At 69.1% G+C, this 23,198-nt stretch carries 26 protein-coding genes and 1 riboswitch; of the genes, 11 read left to right on the top strand and 15 right to left on the bottom strand.

Translation table 11 applies throughout. The features are described from left to right. Positions 1-108: 108 nt before the first annotated feature. Complete coding sequence (locus ACIA76_RS00615; RefSeq protein WP_397146826.1) at positions 109-780, top strand: DUF4333 domain-containing protein; 672 nt, start codon at positions 109-111, stop codon at positions 778-780. A gap of 7 nt (positions 781-787) precedes the next feature. On the opposite strand, the gene ACIA76_RS00610 is transcribed toward ACIA76_RS00615, so the two are convergent. Further along, the gene (locus ACIA76_RS00610) at positions 788-1,750 is read right to left on the bottom strand and encodes a 5'-3' exonuclease H3TH domain-containing protein (RefSeq protein ID WP_397146823.1); all 963 of its coding nucleotides are present in this window, start codon (positions 1,748-1,750) and stop codon (positions 788-790) included. Between the two features lie 97 nt (positions 1,751-1,847). On the opposite strand from ACIA76_RS00610, the gene ACIA76_RS00605 reads away from it, so the two are divergent. Then, on the top strand, positions 1,848-2,975 hold the full coding sequence (locus ACIA76_RS00605) for a M24 family metallopeptidase (protein ID WP_397146821.1): 1,128 nt from the start codon (positions 1,848-1,850) through the stop codon (positions 2,973-2,975). A 9-nt stretch (positions 2,976-2,984) separates the two neighbouring features. Here ACIA76_RS00605 and ACIA76_RS00600 read toward each other — a convergent pair whose 3' ends face one another. Then, complete coding sequence (locus ACIA76_RS00600) at positions 2,985-3,392, bottom strand: pyridoxamine 5'-phosphate oxidase family protein (protein ID WP_397146819.1); 408 nt, start codon at positions 3,390-3,392, stop codon at positions 2,985-2,987. Positions 3,393-3,460: 68 nt separating this feature from the next. Here ACIA76_RS00600 and ACIA76_RS00595 point away from each other — a divergent pair, with 68 nt between their 5' ends. The 4 genes from ACIA76_RS00595 (at position 3,461) to ACIA76_RS00580 (ending at position 6,875) form a co-directional block, all read left to right on the top strand. Next, positions 3,461-4,222: an SDR family NAD(P)-dependent oxidoreductase gene (locus ACIA76_RS00595; RefSeq protein WP_397146816.1), complete on the top strand. Its 762-nt coding sequence runs from the start codon at positions 3,461-3,463 to the stop codon at positions 4,220-4,222. After that, positions 4,201-5,439 (top strand): precorrin-6y C5,15-methyltransferase (decarboxylating) subunit CbiE, encoded by a 1,239-nt coding sequence (cbiE, locus tag ACIA76_RS00590; protein WP_397147915.1) that lies wholly within the window; start codon positions 4,201-4,203, stop codon positions 5,437-5,439. Before ACIA76_RS00595 ends, cbiE begins: the two co-directional genes overlap by 22 nt. 105 nt (positions 5,440-5,544) lie before the next feature. Then, complete coding sequence (locus tag ACIA76_RS00585) at positions 5,545-6,141, top strand: hypothetical protein (RefSeq protein WP_397146814.1); 597 nt, start codon at positions 5,545-5,547, stop codon at positions 6,139-6,141. Then, positions 6,138-6,875: a cobalt-precorrin-6A reductase gene (locus ACIA76_RS00580; protein ID WP_397147913.1), complete on the top strand. Its 738-nt coding sequence runs from the start codon at positions 6,138-6,140 to the stop codon at positions 6,873-6,875. Before ACIA76_RS00585 ends, ACIA76_RS00580 begins: the two co-directional genes overlap by 4 nt. A gap of 12 nt (positions 6,876-6,887) precedes the next feature. Here ACIA76_RS00580 and ACIA76_RS00575 read toward each other — a convergent pair whose 3' ends face one another. From ACIA76_RS00575 to ACIA76_RS00560, 4 genes are all read right to left on the bottom strand, one after another. After that, a complete protein-coding gene (locus ACIA76_RS00575; protein WP_397146811.1) occupies positions 6,888-7,433 on the bottom strand; it encodes a PadR family transcriptional regulator in 546 nt (181 codons plus the stop codon). A gap of 90 nt (positions 7,434-7,523) precedes the next feature. After that, complete coding sequence (gene cobJ / locus ACIA76_RS00570) at positions 7,524-9,059, bottom strand: precorrin-3B C(17)-methyltransferase (protein ID WP_397146808.1); 1,536 nt, start codon at positions 9,057-9,059, stop codon at positions 7,524-7,526. Continuing rightward, the gene (locus ACIA76_RS00565; RefSeq protein ID WP_397146806.1) at positions 9,056-9,691 is read right to left on the bottom strand and encodes a precorrin-8X methylmutase; all 636 of its coding nucleotides are present in this window, start codon (positions 9,689-9,691) and stop codon (positions 9,056-9,058) included. Before ACIA76_RS00565 ends, cobJ begins: the two co-directional genes overlap by 4 nt. 64 nt (positions 9,692-9,755) lie before the next feature. Beyond that, a complete protein-coding gene (locus ACIA76_RS00560; RefSeq protein WP_397146804.1) occupies positions 9,756-10,193 on the bottom strand; it encodes an Lrp/AsnC family transcriptional regulator in 438 nt (145 codons plus the stop codon). A gap of 155 nt (positions 10,194-10,348) precedes the next feature. On the opposite strand from ACIA76_RS00560, the gene ddaH reads away from it, so the two are divergent. Continuing rightward, entirely contained in the window at positions 10,349-11,230 is an 882-nt protein-coding gene (gene ddaH, locus ACIA76_RS00555; protein ID WP_397146802.1) for a dimethylargininase, read from the top strand. Here the strand turns inward: ddaH and ACIA76_RS00550 are convergent. The 5 genes from ACIA76_RS00550 to ACIA76_RS00530 form a co-directional block, all read right to left on the bottom strand. Next, positions 11,199-11,789, bottom strand: a complete 591-nt coding sequence (locus ACIA76_RS00550) for a hypothetical protein (RefSeq protein WP_397146800.1) — start codon at positions 11,787-11,789, stop codon at positions 11,199-11,201. The two genes, ddaH and ACIA76_RS00550, sit on opposite strands and share 32 nt — an antisense overlap. Positions 11,790-11,824: 35 nt before the next feature. After that, positions 11,825-12,262: an SRPBCC family protein gene (locus ACIA76_RS00545; protein ID WP_397146798.1), complete on the bottom strand. Its 438-nt coding sequence runs from the start codon at positions 12,260-12,262 to the stop codon at positions 11,825-11,827. 196 nt (positions 12,263-12,458) lie between these two features. Then, complete coding sequence (cobG, locus tag ACIA76_RS00540; RefSeq protein WP_397146796.1) at positions 12,459-13,649, bottom strand: precorrin-3B synthase; 1,191 nt, start codon at positions 13,647-13,649, stop codon at positions 12,459-12,461. A 31-nt stretch (positions 13,650-13,680) separates the two neighbouring features. Beyond that, positions 13,681-14,004 carry a hypothetical protein gene (locus ACIA76_RS00535; RefSeq protein ID WP_397146794.1) on the bottom strand — a complete coding sequence of 108 codons (324 nt, stop codon included), beginning with the start codon at positions 14,002-14,004 and terminating at the stop codon, positions 13,681-13,683. A gap of 1 nt (position 14,005) precedes the next feature. Next, entirely contained in the window at positions 14,006-14,245 is a 240-nt protein-coding gene (locus ACIA76_RS00530) for a hypothetical protein (RefSeq protein ID WP_397146792.1), read from the bottom strand. Positions 14,246-14,536: 291 nt separating this feature from the next. Then, positions 14,537-14,660, top strand: a riboswitch (cobalamin riboswitch). Between the two features lie 33 nt (positions 14,661-14,693). Here ACIA76_RS00530 and cobN point away from each other — a divergent pair. Then, a complete protein-coding gene (gene cobN, locus ACIA76_RS00525; protein WP_397146790.1) occupies positions 14,694-18,317 on the top strand; it encodes a cobaltochelatase subunit CobN in 3,624 nt (1,207 codons plus the stop codon). Between the two features lie 246 nt (positions 18,318-18,563). Further along, a complete protein-coding gene (locus ACIA76_RS00520) occupies positions 18,564-19,094 on the top strand; it encodes a hypothetical protein (RefSeq protein ID WP_397146788.1) in 531 nt (176 codons plus the stop codon). 95 nt (positions 19,095-19,189) lie between these two features. Here ACIA76_RS00520 and ACIA76_RS00515 read toward each other — a convergent pair whose 3' ends face one another. Together ACIA76_RS00515 and ACIA76_RS00510 are read right to left on the bottom strand one after the other, a co-directional pair. Next, on the bottom strand, positions 19,190-19,570 hold the full coding sequence (locus tag ACIA76_RS00515) for a PPOX class F420-dependent oxidoreductase (protein WP_397146786.1): 381 nt from the start codon (positions 19,568-19,570) through the stop codon (positions 19,190-19,192). A 9-nt stretch (positions 19,571-19,579) separates the two neighbouring features. Beyond that, a complete protein-coding gene (locus ACIA76_RS00510) occupies positions 19,580-20,149 on the bottom strand; it encodes a PadR family transcriptional regulator (RefSeq protein ID WP_397146784.1) in 570 nt (189 codons plus the stop codon). A gap of 105 nt (positions 20,150-20,254) precedes the next feature. Here ACIA76_RS00510 and ACIA76_RS00505 point away from each other — a divergent pair, with 105 nt between their 5' ends. Further along, positions 20,255-20,968: a glyoxalase gene (locus ACIA76_RS00505; protein ID WP_397146782.1), complete on the top strand. Its 714-nt coding sequence runs from the start codon at positions 20,255-20,257 to the stop codon at positions 20,966-20,968. Positions 20,969-21,143: 175 nt separating this feature from the next. Here ACIA76_RS00505 and map read toward each other — a convergent pair whose 3' ends face one another. Next, positions 21,144-21,911 carry a type I methionyl aminopeptidase gene (gene map, locus ACIA76_RS00500; RefSeq protein ID WP_397146780.1) on the bottom strand — a complete coding sequence of 256 codons (768 nt, stop codon included), beginning with the start codon at positions 21,909-21,911 and terminating at the stop codon, positions 21,144-21,146. A gap of 77 nt (positions 21,912-21,988) precedes the next feature. On the opposite strand from map, the gene ACIA76_RS00495 reads away from it, so the two are divergent. After that, complete coding sequence (locus tag ACIA76_RS00495) at positions 21,989-22,252, top strand: helix-turn-helix transcriptional regulator (protein WP_397146778.1); 264 nt, start codon at positions 21,989-21,991, stop codon at positions 22,250-22,252. Positions 22,253-22,480: 228 nt separating this feature from the next. On the opposite strand, the gene ACIA76_RS00490 is transcribed toward ACIA76_RS00495, so the two are convergent. Beyond that, positions 22,481-23,194, bottom strand: coding sequence for a TetR/AcrR family transcriptional regulator (locus tag ACIA76_RS00490; protein WP_397146776.1), 714 nt, complete (start codon positions 23,192-23,194; stop codon positions 22,481-22,483). Positions 23,195-23,198: the final 4 nt, after the last annotated feature.

Below are 23,198 nucleotides of genomic sequence, written 5' to 3'. Positions count from 1 at the left end.
TGCAAGCGTCTGTGATTGGATGCTTCCGTGTAGCGACCGTGGTGAGGGACCGCAGACCCGCACCCCGAGGGCGAGAGTGTGTACGACGAGCGCGAGCGGAGGCAGGCAATGAGCGGCCCGTACGGACCGAACGACACCCCTGGTCCAGGGGAGGGGCGCAACAACGATCCGACGCAGCAGTGGGGCGGGCAGCAGCCCCCCGGATCGGGCGGTCCCACCCAGCAGTGGAGCCAGCAGCCGCAGCAGCAGTGGGGCCAGCAGCAGGGCTGGACGCCCGTGCCGCCGTCACAGTGGGGAGGACAGAGCCAGCCGTCGTGGCCGCAGCAGCCGCAGGCCGGACAGCAGGCCTGGGATCCGGCCCAGCAGCAGTGGGCTCAGCCGGGTCAGCAATGGGGTCAGCCTCAGCCGCAGTGGAGTGGTCAGCCGCAGCCGTCGTGGGATCAGCAGCAGCCGCCGGCGGTGCCGCCGAAGAAGTCGCGCAAGGGTCTGTTCATCGCCCTCGGCGCCGCGGTGGTCGTGGTCATCGTCGCGGTCGTGCTGGCCGTGGTGTTGCTGGGCAGTGACAAGCTCGACAACAAGGCCGTGCAGGACGGCGTGCAGAAGGTCCTCAAGGATTCCTACGGCATCGACGATGTGCAGGGCGTCAGCTGCCCGTCCGGTCAGAAGGTGCAGGTGGGCAAGGCCTTCGAGTGCACCCTGAAGGTGGGCGGCGAGCAGAAGAAGGTCACTGTCAAAATCACCAAGGACGACGGCACCTATGAGGTGGGCCGCCCGAACTGAGTCCGGCTCAGGCGGAGCGGGCCGCCATGGCGGCGATGAGGCGCTTGATCGGGCTCTCGGCGTTGTAGGCGGTGGCCAGGCTCCGCAGGCGGTCCGGATCGGCCGGGGTCACGGGCAGCGGATCGGGGCCCGAGTAGTCGATGGGGGCGTCGCGCACGACCTGCACCACGGGTGCGGCGGCCTTCAGATACTCGTCGGCGGCGACGAGTTTGGCGCGGATGCCGCGAGCCATCTCGGAATCGGGATCGTGCACGGCGGCGACCAGCGCGTCGAGGCTGCCGAATCGGGAGATGAGGGTGGCCGCGGACTTGTCGCCGATGCCGGGCACGCCGGGCAGCCCGTCGGAGGCGTCACCGCGCAGGGTGGCCATATCGGCATAGGCCGGGCCCGCGTTCTTTTGTGGCACACCGTATTTCGCGGAGACCTCGGCGGGTCCGTACAGTTCGGCTTTGGCCAGTCCGCGGCCGACGTAGAAGACCCGCACCGGCGGGGCGGGGTCGTCGCGCACGAGCTGCAGCAGATCGCGGTCGCCGCTGACGACGATCACCGCATCGTCGCGTTCGCGGGTGGCGAGGGTGCCGAGCACATCGTCGGCCTCCAGCCCCGCCGAGCCCGCGGTGGCGATCCCGGCCGCCGCGAGCACCTCGAGGATCATGTCCACCTGCGGGGTGAGCGTATCGGGCACGACCTCCGCGCCGGGCGCGGCGTCGGCGGAGTCGTCGAGCCGATGCGCCTTGTAGGACGGCACCAGCTCCACCCGGAAGCGCGGGCGCCAATCCAGATCCAGGCACACCACCAGCCGCCCCGGCGCATGCTGTTTGATGAGCGCCGCGACCATATCGGTGAAGCCGCGCAACGCATTCACCGGCCGCCCGTCCGGCGTGGTGATCTTCTCCGGGATCGCGTGGAAGGCCCGGAACCACAGACTGGCCCCGTCGAGCAACAACAGCGGACCTGCGGGTGAGCTCATGGCACCGAACGCTACAGGTTAGGGGTGACAGCACGAGCTCGTGCGGAGGTTTCCGATCGGTACGAGTCGTGTGCCGCGGGCTAGTAACGTCGGAACCATGAGTGCGCATACGGAGTCACGGTTCACGGCGGAGGTCTACGGCAAACGGCTGGAGCGGGCGGCGGAGCTCACCCGCGAGGCCAGCCTCGACGGGCTGTTGATCACCCCGGGCCCGGACCTCCAGTACCTGATCGGTTCGCGCGCCCAGTCTTTCGAGCGGCTGACCTGCCTGGTGATCCCGGCGAGCGGGCAGACGCCGTCGGTGGTGATCCCGAAGATGGAACTGGCCTCGCTCGCGGGGTCGGCCGCCGGAGAACTGGGCCTGCAGGTGCTGGATTGGACCGACGGCATCGACCCCTACCGGATGGTGAAGTCGGCACTCAACGCCGGCGCGCGGGTGGCGGTCGACGACGCCATGCCCGCACTGCATCTGCTGCCGATCGCCGCGACGCTCACGACGCTGCCGGTCTCGGCCACCTCGGTGCTGCGGGAACTGCGAATGAGTAAGGACGCCAGCGAGATCGACGCCCTGCGCCGCGCCGGCGCGGCGATTGATCGGGTGCACGCGCGGGTCGGTGAATGGCTGCGCCCCGGCCGCACCGAGGCCGAGGTGGCCGCCGATATCGCGGCCGCGATCGTCGAGGAGGGTCATACCGAGGCCGCTTTCGTGATCGTCGGCAGCGGGCCCAACGGTGCCGACCCGCATCACGCGGTCTCGGATCGGCGCATCGAAGCCGGTGATGTGGTGGTGGTCGATATCGGCGGACCGGTCGAACCCGGCTACTACTCCGACTCCACGCGCACCTATGTGCTGGGCGAGCCGGATGCCGAGATCGCCGCGCGCATCGGGGCACTCGAGCGCGCCCAGGCCGCGGCCGTTGCCGCGGTACGACCGGGCGTGACCGCGGAATCGATCGATGCGGCGGCGCGAAAGGTGTTGACCGAGGCCGGTTTCGGCGAGTTCTTCATCCACCGCACCGGACATGGCATCGGCCTGTCGGTGCACGAGGAGCCCTATATCGTCGAGGGCAACGACATCGTGCTCGTGCCCGGCATGGCCTTCAGCATCGAGCCGGGTATCTACTTCCGCGGTGAATGGGGCGCCCGGATCGAGGATATCGTCGTGGTCACCGAGGACGGCTGCGAGCCGATGAATCGCCGCCCGCACGGGCTGACGGTGCTCTGAGAGTTCGGATCAGTCGCGCAGAGTGCTACTGGACAGCAGGCGGGTCGCGCGGATCGCGATGACCACGCGCTGGGGATTGTCCCGCGGGATCCGGTAGCGCTCGGCGTAGCGGCGTTCGCCCTCGGCGACGTCGGCCGGGTCGGTGAGGATCTCGGCCGGGCCCTCGAGGGTGAGCCAGCGGCCGCCCTCGACCTGGCTGACCGCGGCGTAGCCGCCGCGGCGCACATTGCGGACCTTCACCATGTGGCCGGAGGTGATGATGCGGGCGAGTCCGGCCTCGGCGTCCCAGGTGAAGCCGACCGCGACCACATGGGGCGTGCCGTCTGTCCGTAGCGTGGTCAGCGTGGCCAGATGCCGCTCGGCGACGAACTCGAGTGCCTTCGTGGGCAGTTCGATCCGAGGGCCGGTGCTCGTCATGGACAAGACGGTAACCCGCACGTGTGGGGCCGCGTTGGCGGGTCCGCGCGAATGGCAGACTGTCGCCCATGGGTGTGCGAGGACGTGAGGTCGACGCCGGAACGATCGTGCTGTTCGGTGGCCGCAGCGAGATGGGTCTCGAGGTCGCGCAGCGGCTGGCCTCCGGCCGGGTGGTGATCCTGGCCGCGCGGCGCAGCGACGACCTCGACGCGGAGCAGGTCCGTCTCGAGCGGGCCGGCGCCGCGGCCGTGCACCGCGTGGAATTCGATGCCGACGATCTGCCGACTCATCAGCCGCTGCTGGACAAGATCGCTGCCGAGCACGGCCGGATCGGGGTGGCGGTGCTGGCCTTCGGCGTCCTGGGCGATCAGGCGCGCGCCGAACAGGATTCGGCCGCCGCGGTCGCGGTGCTGCAGACCGATTTCGTGGCCCAGGTCAGCGTGCTGACGGGCCTGGCGAATCTGTTGCGCGCACAGGGCTCCGGTCAGCTGGTGGTATTCGGCTCGGTCGCGGGGATGCGGGTGCGCCGCGCGAACTACGTCTACGGCTCGGCCAAGGCCGGACTGGACGGATTCGCCAATGGATTGTCGGATGCGTTGTACGGCAGCGGAGTTCATCTGCTGCTGGTGCGCCCCGGCTTCGTCATCGGTCGCATGACCGAGGGTATGGATCCGGCCCCACTGTCCAGCACGCCCGACCAGGTCGCCGACGCCGTCGTGACCGGACTGCGCCGCCGCGCGGACCGGATCTGGGTGCCGGGCGCCCTGCGCTGGATGTTCGTCGTGGCCCGCCTGGTGCCGCGGCCGATCTGGCGCAGGATGCCGCGGTGACCGATGCGCCGGTCACGGTGGTCGGGATCGGCGCCGACGGGTGGGACGGACTGGGAGCTGTCGGTCGCCGTGCGATCACCGAGGCCGGTGTGCTGCTGGGGTCGCGACGGCAACTCGACCTGATTCCGTGGGCGGCGGCCGCTGCCGAGCGGATCGAATGGCCCTCGCCACTGCTGCCCGCCGTGGCGGATCTCATCGCGGCGCACCGGGATTCGCGGCTGTGCGTGGTGGCCAGCGGGGATCCGATGTTCTACGGCATCGGGGTCACGCTGGCGAAACTGGTCGGCCCGCGGGCCCTGCGGGTGCTGCCGCAGCCGTCGTCGGCATCGCTGGCCTGCGCGCGGCTGGGCTGGGGACTGGCCGAGACGCCCGTGGTCAGCGCGGTGGGGCGCAGGCCGGAGACGGTGCTGCCCGAACTCACCGATCGACGGCGACTGCTCGTGCTCAGCGCGGACGAACACACACCCGGCCGAGTGGCGGAGCTGTTGTCGCGGCACGGATTCGGGCATTCGACATTGACTCTGCTGGAACAGCTCGGTGGATCCGGTGAACGCGCGGTCCGCGGGACGGCGCACGACTGGTCCGAGCCGCCGGGTGATCCGCTCAACCTCGTGGCGATCGAATGCGTGGCCGATCCCGCCGCGCCGCGGCTGACCCGATCGCCCGGCCTGCCCGACGAGACCTACTGCGGCGACGGCCAACTCACCAAGGCCGAGGTGCGGGCACTGTCGGTGGCGGCGTTGGCCCCCGCGCCCGGCGAGCTGCTGTGGGATGTCGGCGGCGGCTCGGGAACCATCGCGATCGAATGGTGCCGCACCCACCCCGCCTGCCGCGCAACGATATTCGAGCGCTCCGGTGCCCGGCGCGACCAGATCGCCGCCAACGCCGCCGCCTTGGGCGTGCCGGGTATCGAGATCCGTGGCGAAGTGCTCGCGGAACTGCGCGGCGAACTGCCCCTGCCGGATGCGGTATTCCTCGGCGGCGGGCTCACTCAGCCCGGGGTGTTCGACACCTGCTGGGACCGGCTGCGTCCGGGCGGGCGGCTGGTCGCCAACGCCGTCACCGCCGAATCGGAGGCGCTGCTGGTGCGCCTGGCCGCCGAGCACGGGGGAGCACTGCGGCGAGTGCAGGTGCACCGCGCCGAACCACTGGGCGGCTTCACCGCCTGGCGGCCGCAGCTGCCGGTCTGCCAGTGGATTGTTGTCAAAATGCACTGACTCGAGCGACAACTTCTGACAGTCGATGAAATGGGCTCGCACCGAACAGGTATGGTCGGTGGCCGTCACTCGATTCGATTGTAATTACGGCACCCTGAGGACCACATGAGAGTCACCACATTCGCCGCCACCGCCCTGATCGCCGCCGCGGCGACCGGCATCGCGACCGGAACCTCCTACGCCGAACCCGTTCCCGCCCAGGGACAGTCCGCGGATACCCCGGCCGTCCATGGCGTGGATCACGGCGTCGACTACACCTCCCGGCTCGCCGAGGCGGGTAAGTCGGTCGTCACGACCGTCACCGGCGGCAAGTTCAGCCTCGACGCCGACGGAGGGTCGGTCACCCTGGCCGACAACGCCGGACAGGTCGTCACCCGCTTCCCGCTGTCGGTGCGGCCCAGCGGCGACAAGGTGCAGATCGCGGCCGCGATCGATGCCGACGGCAGCCGGCTCACCCTCGCCCCGAAGGCGATCACGGTGACCGCCAAGGACATCTCCTCGCAGGAGTGGTTCTTCTCCGAACTGCAGCGCGCCTCGCTGGGCGCGGCCGTCGGCGCCGTCATCGGCGGGCTGATCGGCCTGATTCTCGGTGTGTTCCCGTTGATTCCGGGCGCGGCGCTGGGCGCGGTGATCGGCCTGCTGGTCGCGGGCGGGCAGCCGCTGATCGACTCGGGCATGGCCTACTTCAGCGGACAGCCCTGAAGATCCTGATCCTCGGCGGCACCCGCGAGGCGCGGGAGCTGGCCAAGGTAGCCACCGGCGAGCGAGGATTGGAGATCGTATCCTCGCTCGCCGGTCGCGTCCGCGAGCCGGTGCTACCGGTCGGACCGGTGCGGGTCGGGGGATTCGGCGGGATCGACGGCCTGCGAACCTGGCTGGCGGACAATGCGATCGACGCGGTGGTCGACGCCACCCATCCGTTCGCGGCGACCATTTCCGCGAACGCCGCGGTCGCCGCCTCGGACACCGGAGTGCCGATGATCCAGTTGCGCCGGCCCGGCTACGACGAGCGGCCGGAGGATAGCTGGTCGCGCGTCCCGGACCTGGCCGCCGCCTCCGAAACCGTTGCGGCACTCGGCGATCGGGTGTTCCTGAGCATCGGACGTCAAGGCGTGGAGGCGTTCGCGGGGCTGGCGAGTCCCTGGTTTCTGATCCGCGCCATCGATCCGCCCACCGGAGCCCTGCCGCCGCGCCACGAAATCCTGCTGGCCCGCGGGCCGTTCGCGGTCGAGGACGAACTGCGGCTGCTCGCCGAGCGGCGCATCGAGGTGCTCGTCACCAAGGACAGCGGCGGCGCGGCCACCACCGCCAAGCTGATCGCCGCCCGGGCGCGGCACATTCCGGTGGTGATGATCGACCGGCCGCCGGTGCCCGCGGGCACCCCGCACGTGACAACCGTTGCCGCGGCACTGGATTGGCTGCGCGGGCTCACCTGAGGCGCGGGCGGATCAGGCTCGGTCGGTGACCGGCCGCCCGAGCAGCACGGGCAGCCGCTCGAACCATTCCAGCACCGCGCGCTCGTAGCGAATACCGAAATCCAGCGCGGCCCGCTCGTAGCAGGATTCCGGTGCGGGCTCCTCGGCCAGATATCGAGTCAGGCGCTGCTGATGGACCTCCCGGTTCGCGTCGATGATGCGATCGAGCCGATTCGGATCCACGAACCGGCCGAACGACAGCGTCAACAGCAGCGGCACCCGAATGGTCTCCGCGCCCGGATCGCGGGCGATCCACTCCGCGAACGCCTCCCGGCCCTCCTCGGTGAGGTGATACGGCGTCCGCTCGCGCGCGCCGGTCTCACCCTTGGTCACCAGGCCCGCCTTGTCCATCGTCCCCAATTCCCGGTACACCTGGCTCTGGGTGATCGTCCAGAATTCGCCGATCCGGTCCTGCGCCAGATTCACCAGATCCCACCCCGACATCGGGCCCTCGTGCAGAAAGCCCAGCAGCGAGGCCGCCGTCGAGTTCAGCCCCCGCTTGGATACACCGTCGGTCACCGCACCCCTTCCCACATCACGCTCCACAATGGGATATTACAGGTAGTTCGCTCTTCAACTACGCACGGGCCGTCGGCGTGTCGGCCCGGATCACGAGGGCTGATAGCGGCGGGAGGTGAATACCCGGGTTCCGCCGGGTGTTTCGAAGGCAGTGGTGGTCGAGGAGCCGACGATCAGGAGGGTGCGCATATCGACATCGGCCGGATCGAGGTCGGCCAGGGTGAGCACCCGCACCGATTCGGCGGGCCCGCCGACATCGCGGCCGAGCACCACCGGGGTATCGGGCTTGCGATGTTCGAGCAGCAGTTCGCGCATCGCGGCGACCTGCCAGGTGCGCTGCGAGGACGCCGGATTGTACACCGCGATGGCCATATCCGCGGCCGCGACCGCCGACAGCCGCGCCGCCACCGCCTCCCACGGCTTGAGCCGATCCGACAGCGAGATCATCGCGAAGTCGTGTCCCAGCGGCGCGCCCACCCGGGCGGCGACCGCGCCGGCCGCGGTGACCCCCGGCAATACCCGCACCGGCACCGAACGCCATCGCGGATCCGCCGATTCCTCCACGACCGCCGCGGCCATGGCGAATACGCCCGGATCCCCGGACGAGACGACCACCACGCGCGCCCCGCGCGCGGCCAGATCCAGGGCCATCGCCGCGCGTTCGGATTCCACGCGATTATCGCTGGCATGCCGCCGCTGCCCGGGACGCGCGGGCACCCGGTTCACGTAGGTGGCGTAGCCGACGATATCGGTGGCCTCGGCCAGGGCCCGGGTGACCTCGGGTGTGGTCCATTCGGATGCGCCCGGACCGAGACCGACGACGACGACCTCGCCCGTCCCGAGCGACGAATCGCCCTCGCTACCAGTCTCATTCGTCGCCGTACCGGCGGACAAGGGGATCGGCGTGGTCGGGCGCGGCCCTGGAAGCATCGCGATCGAGAAGTACGGCACGTCGGCGTCATCGACGTCCTCGGCGCGCAGCACTCGCTGGCGCGACGTGCTGGCCCGCTCCACGTAGTACGCGTCGTCGAGTCGCCCGGACTCCGAAAACGCCTGTCGCACACCCGGATAGGTGCGGCCGAGTTTCATGACGGCGGCCGCGTCGGTGGCGGCCAGGCGGCGGGCCAGTTCGTCGGCGGGCAGGGTGCCGGGCAGGATCGTCAGCACCTGATCGCCCTCCACCAGCGGGGTACCCAGCGCGGCCGCCGCTGCGCTGACCGAGGTGATGCCGGGGACGATCTCGGCCTCGAACCGGTCGGCGAGACGGCGATGCATATGCATATAGGAGCTGTAGAACAGTGGATCGCCCGCGGCCAGCAGCGCCACCGAACGCCCGGCCTCGAGGTGGACGGCCAGCCGCTGCGCGGCATGTTCGTAGAACTGCTCCATCGCGCCCTGATAGCCGCCGGGGTGATCGGTGGTCTCGGTGGTGACCGGATAGATCAGATGTTCCTCGAGCTGACCGGTGCGCATATACGGCGCGGCGATCCCGCGCGAGATGCTGCGGCCGTGCCGCGCGCTGTGGAAGGCGATGACATCGGCGGCGCCGATGAGGCGGGCGGCCTTGACGGTCACCAGCTCCGGATCGCCGGGGCCCAGGCCGATTCCCCAGAGTTTGCCGCTCATTCCTGTTCGCTCGCAATCGCATTCAGTGCGGCCGCGGTGATGGCGCTACCGCCCCGGCGCCCGTGGACGGTCAGGAATTCGACCCCGCCGTATTCGGCCAGTGCCTGTTTGGATTCGACCGCGCCGACGAAGCCGACCGGGATGCCGAGGACCGCTGCGGGCCGGGGCGCGCCGGCATCGAGCATATCGAGCAGATGGAACAGCGCCGTCGGCGCATTGCCGATCGCGACCACCGCGCCCGCCAGCCGATCGCGCCAGAGCTCCAGCGCCGCAGCGGATCTGGTGTTGTCCAGCTCGCGCGCCAGCTCCGGCACCCGCGGATCGGCGAGCAGGCAGAGCACCTCGTTGTCCGCGGGCAGTCGCTTGCGGGTGACGCCCGCGGCGACCATGTTCGCATCGCACAGGATCGGCGCGCCCGCGCGCAGGGCCGCTCGCGCGCGGGCCACGACCTCGGCGCTGAAGTCGATATCGGCCGCGAGATCGGTTTGGCCGCAGGCATGGATCATGCGCACCGCGACCCGGGCGATATCGTCCGGGAAGCGGGTCAGATCGGCCTCGGACCGGATGGTCGCGAACGAGCGCCGATAGATCTCGGCCCCGTCGGTGAGGTAGCTGGTGCGCACGTCGGACATGGCGTACACCCTAGAAGCGCGCCCGCCGAGCACCGAGCACGGGGTGATTTCCGCGGTCCCGCAATCAGGTTCGCGGCCGTTCCAGAAGTCGTGACATGACGATGCTGCTGCGGGTGCGCCCGACCCGCACGTTCTCCCGGATCCGCTCGACAGTCGATTCGATCTCGGCCATATCGGTGGCCATCACATGCACCAGCGCGTCGGCCTCGCCCGCGATCGTCCACACGCCGACCACCTGCGGGATCGGTTCGAGGGTGCGCCGCAGTTCGGCGGGGGAGATGTTGTCGCGGTAGTAGACCTCGACATAGGCCTCGGTGCGCCAGCCCAGCGCGGTCGGGTTCACCTGTGCGGTGAATCCGGTGATCTGCCCGCCCGTGACCATCTTGTCGACCCGGCGTTTGACCGCCGGCGCGGACAATCCGACCGCCGCGCCGATGTCCTGGAACGAGGCCCGCGCCTGGCGCAGCAGATGAGCGAGGATCCGCCGGTCGAGCTCATCCATGTGGTCCACCTCACTCGAGCGACGTTTTGTTCGCGATCTGCGCAACGATTCGCCGCAAGTTCGTCCATTTGCGCAATGAATTGATGTTCCTGACGCAACACTACGCGATTTATCGTTCGTTCTAGTCTTGTAGTGCGCCGAACCTGGGAGCCCCGTTGACCGCCGTAGCCACGCTGCCCGCCCCCGAGCCCGCCGGAATCCGCCGGCCCACGCCGCGTCGCTTTCTCATGTGCCGCCCCGACCACTTCGATGTGTATTACGCGATCAATCCCTGGATGGATGTGGCCACTCCGGTCGATCGCGCCCTCGCGCTGGCGCAGTGGGAGAACCTGCGCGCCACCTTCGAACGCCACGGCCACACCGTGGACGTGATCGCCGGTGAGTCCGGTCTGCCGGATATGGTCTTCGCCGCCAACGGCGGTCTGGTGATCGGGGATCGGGCGCTGTCGGCCCGCTTCGCCAATGCCGAGCGCGTCGCCGAGGGTCCGGCCTACCACACCTGGCTGGCCGGACAGGACTTCGCCGAGGTGCTCGCCGCGGCCGAAATCAACGAGGGCGAGGGCGATTTCGCGGTGGTGGGCGAGCGGATCCTCGCCGGTACCGGATTCCGCAGCTCACCCGCGGCGCATCGTGAGGTCGAGCGGTTCTTCGGCCTGCCGGTGATCACGCTCGAACTGGTCGATCCCCGCTTCTACCACCTCGACACCGCGGTGATGGTGCTGGGCGACACGATCGCCTACTATCCGGCGGCGTTCAGCTCGGCCAGTGCGGCGCTGCTGGCGCAGCTGTATCCGGACGCGATCATCGCGACCGAGGCCGACGCGGTGGTGTTGGGCCTCAACGGGGTCTGCGACGGTAAGCACGTCTTCCTCAGCGATCGCGCTGTCGCGCTGTCGGAGCAGCTGCGCGCCCGCGATTACGAACCGGTCGGAATCGATCTGTCCGAACTGCTGAAGGCGGGCGGCAGCGTGAAATGCTGCACGCTGGAACTGCATCCGACGCGGGTCACAGCGGCAGTTGCGCCCGCCATGGGCTGATCGACCGATCGTGCAGGGGATGGGCCAGCACGATGAACCGGTACAGCGTCAGCGGGCCGCTGATCAGCAGAATCGCCAGCGGAATCTCCGCGAGCACCGCGGTGCCCAGCGAGAGCCACACATCGCGGGAATCGGCGGTCACGATGTCGAACCAGGCGTCGACGAGCAGCAGTAATCCGGTGCCGAACGCCGGCAGGATCAACAGGACCCGCCGATGCCAGCCCAGATAGGCCGTCGTCGCCATCATCAGCACGAGCAGAATGTCGAATCCGATCCAGGCCAACGACCAGTTCCGAGCGTGATATTCGGTCGGCAGCGTGAATCCCAGGTACACCAGCCAGGGAATCATGGCGATCGTCGCCGCGACCATCATGGTGAGCCGAAGCCGCCGATGCAGCCGCAGCGCTTCCGGCCGCGGCAGCAGCGGCTGGATCGGATCTCGTAAGCGCCGGATCAGGTCACGCCGCTGGAAGTCCGACAGGGCCGCGATGTCCGCATCGGTCAGGATGCCGGTCGTCGCGGCCCGCGGCGGCCGGTCCTCCTCGGCAGGACGAACCATGAGTTCATCCTGCCGCACCGGGTGCGGGCGGCGCCTCAGCCGTTACGAAGCCGTTCTCCGAGGGTGCGCAACCCGGCGGCGAACACCTGTTCGGTGATGACCGGGGCGAATTGCCGCAGGTCGACGCCCTCGGTGGTGTAATCCGCCCACCACTGCACGAACGTCTTCCCGGAGTCGGTGACCGGCGTGAGCCGGACACCTGCGATGTAGTCGCGCACCGGCATCGAGCTGTCGAGAATCGAATACTCGAGTTCGAAATCCGCGGGTTCGAACTTCAGCAGCTTCTCGCGCACGAACCCGTCCGGCAGGGTCAGGTACCGCACCGCACCGACCGTTCGCGCCGAACCCTCCTCGAGGCGGCTCTCGAGGATTCCGGGATTGAACGCGGGCAAACCGTTGAAATCGTCGAAGTATGCCCAGACCCGCTCGATCGGCGCATCGAGGACGGAACTGGCGAACGAGGTGTGCTCCATCCGCCAACGCTATCAAAAGCGGTGTCGGGCAATCGCCTTCGCGGCGTGGCCGGGGCGACGCGGTGGCCGGTAGGGTGACGGCAGCGGTGTCGAGTAATCGCGTTCGCGGCGTGATCGGTGGTCGGTGTGCGGCCGGGGCGACGCGGTGCTCAGTGGGTGATGGGAGCGGTGTCGGGCGATCGCCTCCGCGATGCGATCAGTCGTCGGTGTGCGGCGGGTCGACGCGGTAACCCGCGGAGGTGGCGACGATATCGGTGACCGGGCCGCGCGGGCGGCCGCAACGTCGGTCGCAGCCGGACCAGTGCTGACGGCCCGCGGCGGCGACCCGGTCGGCGGCGAGATCGATCGCAACGTCGGTGCCGCCGTCGGGCAATACGCGGCCCGAGGTGACGGCCGCGGCGGCGTCGGCCCGGACATCGGTATGGGACTTCGCGCAACCAGGCTTGCCCGCACACGCGGTCACCAGCAGCCACGGCGAGGCAGCGTCGAAGATCAGGCCCATGGGCGCCAGCACCCGCACGACCTGCTCGGCCGTCCACTCGTCGAGGTCGGGCACGATCAGGCTGCGCCACGGCGTGACGATCAGCGGACGGTCCACGGCCGCAAGGAATTCCGCGGTCCGGGCGGGCAGGCTGCCCAGGGGGACCCCGGCGCCGAGCGCCACTCGATCGTCGGCCTGGACGAACCAGCCGATCGGAACATCCTGAGGCGCGGCCGATTCCACCGGTTCGGCGACGGCGGCGAGTCCGAGCGCCGCGGCGATCCGGGCCGGACCGTGCGGAATCTCCTGCAGCCGCCAGTGATCTCCGCGCAGATCCTGGAAGTGGTGCGCGGCCTCGACGAGCACCGCCACGACCTGCTCGCGGCCGAGCCGAATCCCACTGTCCCGCCCACCCAGCAGCAGTGCGAAGGTGTCGGAATCCGTCGCGTGCACCCCGAGGTCACCGCCCAGCCCGCTCACATCGCCGCGCCCGTCGTCGAGGGTGAACAGCACCCGCCCCGGCAATTCCGCGAGCCGCGGCGCGGCCCGCAGATCCGCATCGAGGGCGGCCACCAGCGCCCGCACATCGACCCGGCCGCCCACCCGGCCCGACAGCGGCGAGGCGACGATATTGCGCACCCGCTCGTGGGCCGGGCTCGGCAGCAGATCCACCGCGGCGAGCCGCTCGGCCAGCGCGTCGGCATCGTGTATCCGGCGCAGCTGCACATTGCCGCGGGAGGTGAGCTCGATCGCGCCGTCACCCAGCTCCCGCGCGGCCTCGGCCAGGGCCTGTACCTGGGCGGGCCGAAGCAGACCGCCCGGCAGACGAATTCGCGCCAGGGGACCGTCCGCGGCCGGATGCAGGCGCAGGACACCGGGACAGGAGTCGGGTTCGGAACGAGTCATGGCCACCCAAGCCTACGACTCGCCGCGGCGGTCAGCCGTGGGGCCGCCAGCGCTCGGATTCGGTGCGGGTGCCGCGGCGGGCGGCGAAGGGTGGGGTGCGTTGCCACGGGTCGGCGATCAGATTCGGCGTAGCGTGCCGGTCGACGTGATCGCGGTGGACCGTCGTGCCGAACAACGTGATGGCGATGATGAACGCGGCCGCGCAGAGCCCGCCACACAGGACGGCCCAGCGAGCGTGGCCCGTCGCGGCGGCGGTGAGCGCCATGGCCAGCGTCGCGAATCCGATCAGGACGCAGAAGTAGCTGACCCAGGCGACGAAACGATTGCGCCGAACCCAGTTCGGGGTCGCGGGCATCTCAGGACCATCCCCTCTCCGGCCGCTCCTCGTGCTCATGCCCCTTCCACGGCGGTTCCGGAACATAGCTGTCGGACAACAGATGCGGCGTCTCGTGCTGATCGACCCGATCCCGATGCACCGTCGATTCGAACACCAGCAGGCCCGTGATGGCCACGGCCGCACACACTCCGGCGGCGACGATGGCCAATCCGCTGCGGTGTCCCGCAGCCGCCGCGAGCGCCATGGCTAGCAATGCCACGGCAACCATCATGCAGACAATTCCCGACCAGGCAGCGAAGCGATTTCGCCTGGCCCACCCAGGTGAGTTCGGCATATGCACAGCGTACGCTCCGACCGGTCGGTCCGATATCGGAAATGCGCAGATGATGCGCAATGTCACGGCTGCGGCGGCCCCGCATCCCGCGCGACTCGACACGCCTCCCGACACGCCGCCATAAGGAGTGCGGATCGTCGGAAGGGGTGCGAGGTAGACCAATCGTTGCCTCGGGACCGCACCGCGGGCACTGTGGTCGATGCGGGCGCGCGGCCGACGGCCGAGGCCCACCCGGGGCGATGTAGCATCCGGGGGCTCGTCGACAACGAGGAAACCGGTGCAATTCCGGTGCGGTCGCGCCACTGTGACAGTCAGACCCTCTCGGCGAGCGCGACATCCGTGCTGGGCGCGTCACCCGAGGGAAGGCCGAACCGTGATCCTACTGCTGTCCACCTCCGACACCGACCTGCTGTCCGCGCGTGCCAGCGGAGCCGAATTCCGGCTCGGCAATCCGGCCCGCCTGCTGGTCGAGGATCTGCCCGCGCTGCTGGACGGCGCCGACCTCGTGGTGGTGCGTATTCTGGGCGGCCGCCGCGCCTGGGAAGAGGGTCTGGAGGCGTTGCGCGCCAGCGGAATTCCGATGGTGGCGGTCGGCGGCGAGATGGCGCCCGACGCCGAGCTGATGGAATGCTCGACCGTGCCCGGCGGCGTCGCCGCCGACGCGCACAACTACCTGGCCGCGGGCGGACCGGGCAATCTGCGCCAGCTGCACCACTTCCTGTCCGATACCGTGCTGCTCACCGGTCACGGCTTCGAGCCGCCGGTGCAGCTGCCGAGCTGGGGTGAATTGGAGCGCACCGCACGGAGTTTCGACGCCGCGGCGCCGACCATCGCCGTGCTGTACTACCGCGCCCAGCATCTGGCCGGGAACACCGCCTACATCGACGCGCTGTGCACGGCCATCGAGGATGCCGGGGCGCGTCCGCTGCCGCTGTACTGTGCCTCGCTGCGCACGGCCGAACCGGATCTGATCGAGGCCCTGCGCACCGCCGACGCATTGGTCGTGACGGTCCTCGCGGCGGGCGGCAGCCGCCCCGCGACGGCCGCGGCCGGTGGCGACGACGCCGCCTGGGATATCGGCGAGCTGGCCGATCTGGACGTCCCGATCCTGCAGGCGCTCTGCCTGACCAGCGGCCGCGCCCAGTGGGAGGACAACGACGACGGGCTGTCCCCGCTCGATGTGGCCACCCAGGTGGCGGTGCCCGAATTCGATGGCCGCATCATCACGGTTCCGTTCTCGTTCAAGGAATTCGACGCCGACGGGCTGTCGACCTATGTGCCCGATACCGAGCGCGCCGCCCGGGTGGCGGGCATCGCGGTGCGCCACGCCCGGCTGCGGCACATTCCCGCCGAGCGTCGGCGGGTGGCGCTGGTGTGGTCGGCCTATCCGACCAAGCACGCCCGCATCGGCAATGCGGTCGGCCTGGACACCCCGGCCAGCGCGATCCGGTTACTCACCGAGATGCAGTCGGCCGGTTACGATCTCGGCGCGCCGGGCGAGGTGCCCGGGCTGGCCGAGCGCGACGGCGACGCGCTGATCCACGCGCTCATCGCCGCGGGCGGACAGGATCCGGACTGGCTCACCGCCGAACAGCTGGAGGGCAATCCGATTCGCATCGGCGCCCGCCGCTACGCCGCCTGGTTCGAGACGCTGCCCGCACAATTGCGGGAGGCGGTCATCGAGGCGTGGGGACCGCCGCCGGGGGAGCTCTACGTCGACCGCTCGGCCGATCCGGAGGGCGAGATCGTCATCGCCGCCCTGCGATTCGGCAATGTGGTGCTGATCGTGCAGCCGCCGCGCGGATTCGGGGAGAATCCGGTGGCGATCTATCACGATCCGGACCTGCCGCCCAGCCACCATTATCTGGCCGCGTACCGATGGATCTCGGATCCGGAGGGATTCGGCGCCGATGCCATGGTGCATCTGGGCAAGCACGGGAATCTGGAATGGCTGCCCGGCAAGACCCTCGGCATGTCCGCGGCGTGCGGGACCGATGCGGCGCTGGGTGATCTGCCCCTGATCTATCCGTTCCTGGTCAACGATCCGGGCGAGGGTACCCAGGCCAAGCGGCGCGCCCACGCCACCCTGGTCGACCACCTCATTCCGCCGATGGCGCGGGCCGAAACCTACGGCGACATCGCGCGATTGGAACAGCTGCTCGACGAGCACGCCAACATCTCGGCCCTGGATCCGGCCAAGCTGCCCGCCATCCGCCAGCAGATCTGGACGCTGATGCGCGCGGCGAAGATGGACCACGATCTGGGCCTGTCCGAGCGTCCCGACGAGGACACCTTCGACGATATGCTGCTGCACGTCGACGGCTGGTTGTGCGAGATCAAGGATGTCCAGATCCGCGACGGCCTGCACGTGCTGGGTCAGGCGCCGGTCGGCGAGGGCGAACTGGATCTGGTGCTGGCCATGCTGCGCGCCCGCCAGCTGTGGGGCGGCGAGATCGCGGTGCCGGGCCTGCGTGAGGTGCTGGGGCTCGACGAATCCGGCGCCGAATCGCGCGAGCGCGTGGATGCGGTCGAATCGCGGGCCCGTGCGCTGCTGGCCGCGCTGCAGGCGGCGGACTGGTCGGTCGACGCGGTGGACGAGGTGCTCGGGCGACTGGTCCTGGCCGACAATGGAATTCCGGTTCCGGCCGACCGGATCGATACGCTGCGTGAGGTCCTGCGGTTCGCGGCCACCGAGGTGGTGCCGCGGCTGCGGCAGACCGGCGTGGAGATCGACCGGATCCTGCACGCGCTCGACGGCGGTTTCATTCCGGCCGGCCCCAGCGGATCGCCGCTGCGCGGATTGATCAATGTGCTGCCGACCGGGCGCAACTTCTACTCGGTGGATCCGAAAGCCGTGCCATCGCGGCTGGCATGGGAAACCGGTCAGGCCATGGCGGATTCGCTGCTGCAGCGCTATCTGACCGACCATGGTGAGTATCCGCGCTCGGTGGGCCTGTCGGTATGGGGCACCTCGGCCATGCGCACCTCCGGCGACGATATCGCCGAGGTACTGGCGCTGCTGGGCGTGCGACCGGTGTGGGACGAGGCCAGCCGCCGCGTCACCACCATCGAAGCGATCTCACTCGCCGAACTGGACCGCCCGCGCATCGATGTGACCGTCCGCATCTCCGGCTTCTTCCGCGATGCCTTCCCGCATGTGGTGGCGCTGCTGGACGATGCGGTGCGCCTCGTCGCCGAACTCGACGAGCCCGCCGAGTCGAATTACATTCGCGCCCACGCCCAGTCGGATCTGGCCGAGCACGGCGATGCGCGCCGCGCCACCACCCGCATCTTCGGCTCCAAACCGGGCACCTATGGTGCGGGCCTGCTGCAGCTGATCGACTCCAAGAGCTGGCGTACCGACGATGATCTGGCCCAGGTCTACACCGCCTGGGGTGGGTACGCCTACGGCCGCGATCTCGACGGCGCCCCGGCCGCGGACGATATGCGCAGCGCCTACCGCCGAATCGCGGTGGCCGCCAAGAACACCGACACCCGCGAGCACGATATCGCCGACTCCGACGACTACTTCCAGTACCACGGCGGCATGGTCGCGGCGGTGCGGGCGCTCACCGGGAAGAATCCGGAGGCCTATATCGGCGACAGCACCCGGCCCGATGCCGTGCGCACCCGCACCCTGTCGGAGGAGACCACCCGCGTGTTCCGCGCCCGCGTGGTCAATCCGCGCTGGCTCGAGGCGATGCGCCGACACGGATACAAGGGCGCGTTCGAAATGGCGGCCACGGTCGACTATCTCTTCGGCTATGACGCCACCACCAATGTCGTCGCCGATTGGATGTATGAAAAGCTCTCGGAGAGTTATGTCTTCGACGAGGTGAACCGCAAGTTCATGGAGCAGTCGAACCCGTGGGCGCTGCACGGGATCGCCGAACGCCTGCTCGAGGCCGCCGAGCGCGGACTGTGGGAGCATCCGGAGGCTCAGACGCTGCAGCGGCTGCGGCAGGTGTATCTGGAGACCGAGGGCGAATTGGAATAGCCGCTGTTCTCTCCATCTGCCCCTCGAAGCAAGGGCTTTGGCGCATCGGCAAACAAGAGGAGCATGGGAAACATCCGGGTGACAGATTCGAAGGTCGCCCGGGATGTGGAAAACCCTTCGGGGACAGGCCAGTTGATTCCGTTTCCCGGTTCGCCCCTGCGACCGGGTCGCGTGGCGACGATTGATCCGTCTACGTGCACGCCCGAGCGGCGGGGCAAATCGGCCTTTCGATTGCAGGTGACAGAGATGAGAATCGCGAAAGTCGCCGCCGCGGCGGTGCTCTCGACGACCGCGCTGGGTATTGCCGCCGCCACCGCCCATGGTGAGGCGGGTCTGACCGCGGTGCCCGTGGTCAGCAGTGTCGACCACGGCGTCGAGTACACCGCCGCGGTCCTACCGGATCGTTCCAGCGCAACCGTCACCCTCGCCTCCGGCATGTTCGTGATGACGCCGGCGGGTGTGTCCGTGCGGGCACCCGACGGTTCGGTCGTCGCGACGGTGCCGACAGCCATGCAGACGGCCGCCGGTCAAGAGGTTCGGGTGGCGCCCGAGATCAATGCCGCGGCAACCACGTTGACGCTGCGTCCGGTCGGTGCGGCACTGCCGGAGGCCGGTGCGCCGCAGTTCATCGGCGATGCCGGTACCACCGTCGCGGGAGTGTTGATCGGCTGCGCGATCGGCGCGCTGATCGGGCTCATCTTCCTGGTGGTCGGTTTCATTCCGGGTTGTGTGATCGGTGCCATCATCGGCGGGATCGTGGGCGCGAACCAGCCGTGACATAAGCCTGCGACCCTACCCCACAGGTCGCGGGACGCGATCGCCGACCGGTGGGTGCCCTACCGGTCGGCGATCCATCCCGAGCTGCGCTTCGCTCAGGCGGCCGTGATCTCGATGCCGATCGTGCCGTGCTTACCGCGGCGCAGAAGGCTGCCGGTGACGGTGAGCCAGCCCTGGATTACATACTTGCGTTTCACCAGACGGCGGACCCGCTCGCTGCCCGCATCGTCGAGGATGCGGGCGGTGCCGCGGACCACCTGCCCGCGCGGTTTGCCGGTGACCGAACACGGTTGGAGGGTCACGGCCGTATTGTTGCGCAGCCGTTTGACCTTTCCGGTGTCGGTCACGGTCCAGACGTAGAGTTTGTCGCCGTCGAGTACCGCCCACACGGGCGTGCTGACCGGGTTGCCGTTCTTGCGAAACGTGGTGAGCAGCACGTAGTTCGCGGTGCCGACGCCACCGAAGGGGTTGTCCACCCGGGCAGCCTAACCCGTGGTCGCCGTATCGTCGTCCGCCATGCGGTATTCGCCGGATTCGAGGCGGTCCACGAGTCGCTGCGTCCAGTCGGTGAATCCGGCGAAGACGCCGCTCCACAGCTCGAGCAGGTCGGGGGAGTGCGGTGCCTCGTAGCGGCCGGGGAAGCCGGGCACCATCGCCAGCAGATCGTCGCGCGCCTCGGCCGTGCGGCGGCGCTGCTCGGTCAGCAGTTCCACCACGCGCGCCCGAGGCAGGGCATCCATGAAGGCGATGCCCGCGCCGAGTTGTTCCATATCGATACTGCCGAGCGCGTTTTCGAGCAGCCGGAAGAACTCCGTCTCCCCGTCGGCGGTGAGTTCGAACAGGGTGCGGCCCGGCCCCTGGTCGCTGGTCTCGGTGCCGAGTGCGCGCAGATTTCCTTCCTGGGTGAGCTGTTTGAGCGCGTGATGGATCGAGCCCGGTTTGACGTTGGTCCAGGTCTCGGCGCGCCAGGACAGCAGTTCCTGGCGAACCGCGTAACCATAGGTGGGCTGACGCAGGCGGATCACACCCAGCACCAGCAGCCGGACTGCCGACATGCACGACTCCTCTCGTTCGGATATGCATACTAATCAAGTTTGACTTCGCCTGCTTGCGGCTCTACTTTGAGGTAGTCAAACTTGATTAGATGGTCAGGAGTGCGAATGAGCGCAGCCGCGGTGCCGGTCTTGTGGAGCGGGGATCTCTCGGAAACGCTGGAGTTCTATCGAACCCTCGGTTACACCGTGACCTACGAGAACACCCGGCCCTATACCTACGGGATCGTGATCCGCGACGGGAGCGAACTGCATTTCGGTCGGTCACCGCGGCCGATCGATGCCGCAGCGGTGGCCTATGTGGGCTGCGTGGTCTTTGTCGAGGAGGTCGAGGATCTGCACGCCGAATTCTCCGCCGCGCTGCGGACGCGCTACGGACGGATTCCGGCGCAGGGAGTTCCGCGCATCACGCGATGCCGACCGGGCCAGAGCCGATTCACGGTCGTCGATCCGGTCGGCAACTCTGTCACCTATATCCGTCGCGGCGAGCCCGATGTCGAGTACGGCGGTTCGAAATCGTTGACCGGCCTGGCCCGGGTCCTCGACCACGCCCACATTCTGCGGGATTTCAAGACCGACGACCGCGCCGCTGCCCGAGTCCTGGAGACGGGGCTACGCCGCTATGCCCTCGAGGCGTCGGTTCTGGACCGCGCCCGCGCGATGGCGATGCTCGCCGAGCTCTCCCTCGTCACAGACGATTCCGAGCGAGCGAACGAGCTACGCCGCGAGATCGACACCCTCGACCTGAGCGGCGACGACCGAACCGTGATCGCCGCCGAGCTGCGCACGGTCGGTGATCTCGAACGGTGGCTGCGAGAGTGATCCGGGCGGGCGCCGGATGCCGCGGTGTCGGCGCCGCTTCGCTCCGGTGTGTTCGCGGCGCCGAGTCGCGTCGGTGGGGTCGAGATTCGCGTTGCGCCCATGCCTTTCGACCGCATATCGACATGATCGGCCGCTCGTCGATCCGGTGTCGTCCAACGGTCGTCGGTGACGAGGATCAGGCGGCGAGAGTCAAGACGGTGGGCCCGTTCTCGGTGATGGCGATGGTGTGTTCGGAGTGGGCGGTGCGGGAGCCGTCGGCCGAGCGCAAGGTCCATCCGTCCGGGTCGGTGACGATGCGGTCGGTGGTGGCGGCGAACCAGGGTTCCAGTGCGATGGTGAGGCCGGGGCGCAGGTGATAGCCGCGACCCGGCCTCCCGTCATTGGAAACGTGCGGGTCCTCGTGCATGGTGCGGCCGAGGCCGTGGCCGCCGAATTCGGTGTTGATCGGATAGCCGTAGGCGTGCGCGACCGCGGAAATGGCCGCCGAGATGTCTCCGATTCGATTGCCCGGCACGGCCGCGGCGATGGCGGCCTCGAGCGCCTCCTCGGTCGCGCGGACGAGACGGCGATCCCGTTCGGCGGCGGTGCCGACGATGACCGTGATCGCCGAATCGGCCACCCAGCCGTCGATGCCGACGGCCAGGTCCATGCTCAGCACATCGCCGCCGCGCAGCAGGTAGTCGAACGGAAGTCCGTGCAGCACCGCATCGTTCACCGACAGGCAGACCGTGTTGCGGAACGGCCCGCGGCCGAACGAGGGCTCGTAGTCCCAGTAGCACGAGGTCGCGCCGCGCTCCCGGATCCGTTGGCGCACATGCTGTTCCAGCTCGAGCAGATTCACCCCCACCTGCGCCCGCTCGCGCAGCTCGCCCAGGACCTCGGCGACGAATCGCCCCGTCACCCGCATGCGCTCGATCTCCTGGGCCGTCTTCAGCTCGACCATGACCACCTCCAGAATTGGTATTTAAATACCGACGATAGCGCTTGCGGTATTTGAATACCAACCCGTAGGCTGGCGACATGGTCCGCCTCCCCCTCACTCCCGCCCAGGTCGAGGCCGGTCGCCGACTCGGCTCCTACCTGCGCGCCGTCCGCGCCGAGCGCGATCCGGCGGAGATCGCCCGAGTCGCCGGCATCTCCCCGGAGACCCTGCGCAAAATCGAAACCGGCCGCCTCCCCAGCCCGGCCTTCGGCACGATCGTGGGCCTGAGCCGAGCCCTGGACATCCCACTCCAGGACCTCGCCGAAGTATGGCAGTCGGCCGCATTGGCCGAATCGGCTTGACGCCGTAGGCAATTCGAGCCGCTACCAGCGGCCTCCGAACTTCCCCGTGGACGACCATCCCGCACGAATCGCTGTGCGGTACGCCCGCACGCGGTCCGATCGGCGAATATCTGTTCGACCCGCGACCGGCGGTCTCCGAACCTCCCCGTCGACGGCCGTCCCACACAGATCGCTGTGCGGCACGCCTGTACGCGGTCCCATCGGCGAATGTCCGTGCGGCCGGCTCGATCAGGGGCCCGGGTGTGCCGGTTGGGGGGTGGGGGTCGGGGCGGTCAGGATTCCGTTGAGGAGAACCTCGAACATCCAGGTCAGGCGTTCGGTGGGGGTGCCGGTGAACAGGTCGTCGGTGGTGGCTACGAGATGTGGGTACCGGCTGGGGGAGACCGATTGGAGGGCTTGGATGGATGAGGCCCAATCCTCTTGCGTGTCGGGCGCTTCGTGGCGGGTTCCGTGTTCGGCGGCGGATGCCGTGGCGAATTGGAGTAGCAGGTCCACGGCCCAGGCGGCGCGGCCGCGATCGATACCGCCCGATTCGAGCACGGCCAGCAGTCGTTCGAGCAGGGCGAGGTAGTTCTCGCCGCTCGGGCGGGCGACCAGGGCGGAGCGGGCGAGGCTCGGATGTTCGAACAGCACCTGGATATAGGACGTGAGGATGTCGACCAGGCGCTCGCGCCAGGGCCCGGAATCCGTTGCGGGGCCGAGGTTCACGGTGCCGAGCAGTTCGTCGAGCACCGCGGCGTGCAGTTCGGCGGTATTGCGGAAGTAGACGTACAGCGAGGCCGCTCCGGTGTCGAGTTCCTGGGCCAGGCGGCGCATCGTCAACCGCTCGAGCCCCTCGCTCCGCATGACCGCGACCGACGCCGCGACGATCCCGGCCCGGCTCAGGGCGGGTTTGGCGGGCCGCTCGCGGCGGCTTCGCGCGGCCTCGGTACCTGCTGTCATGCGA

The sequence above is a fragment of the Nocardia sp. NPDC051570 genome (assembly GCF_044454005.1).
Taxonomy (GTDB): domain Bacteria; phylum Actinomycetota; class Actinomycetes; order Mycobacteriales; family Mycobacteriaceae; genus Nocardia.
Note: the sequence above shows the minus strand (reverse complement) of the source record. Positions and strands in the feature narration are given on the sequence as shown.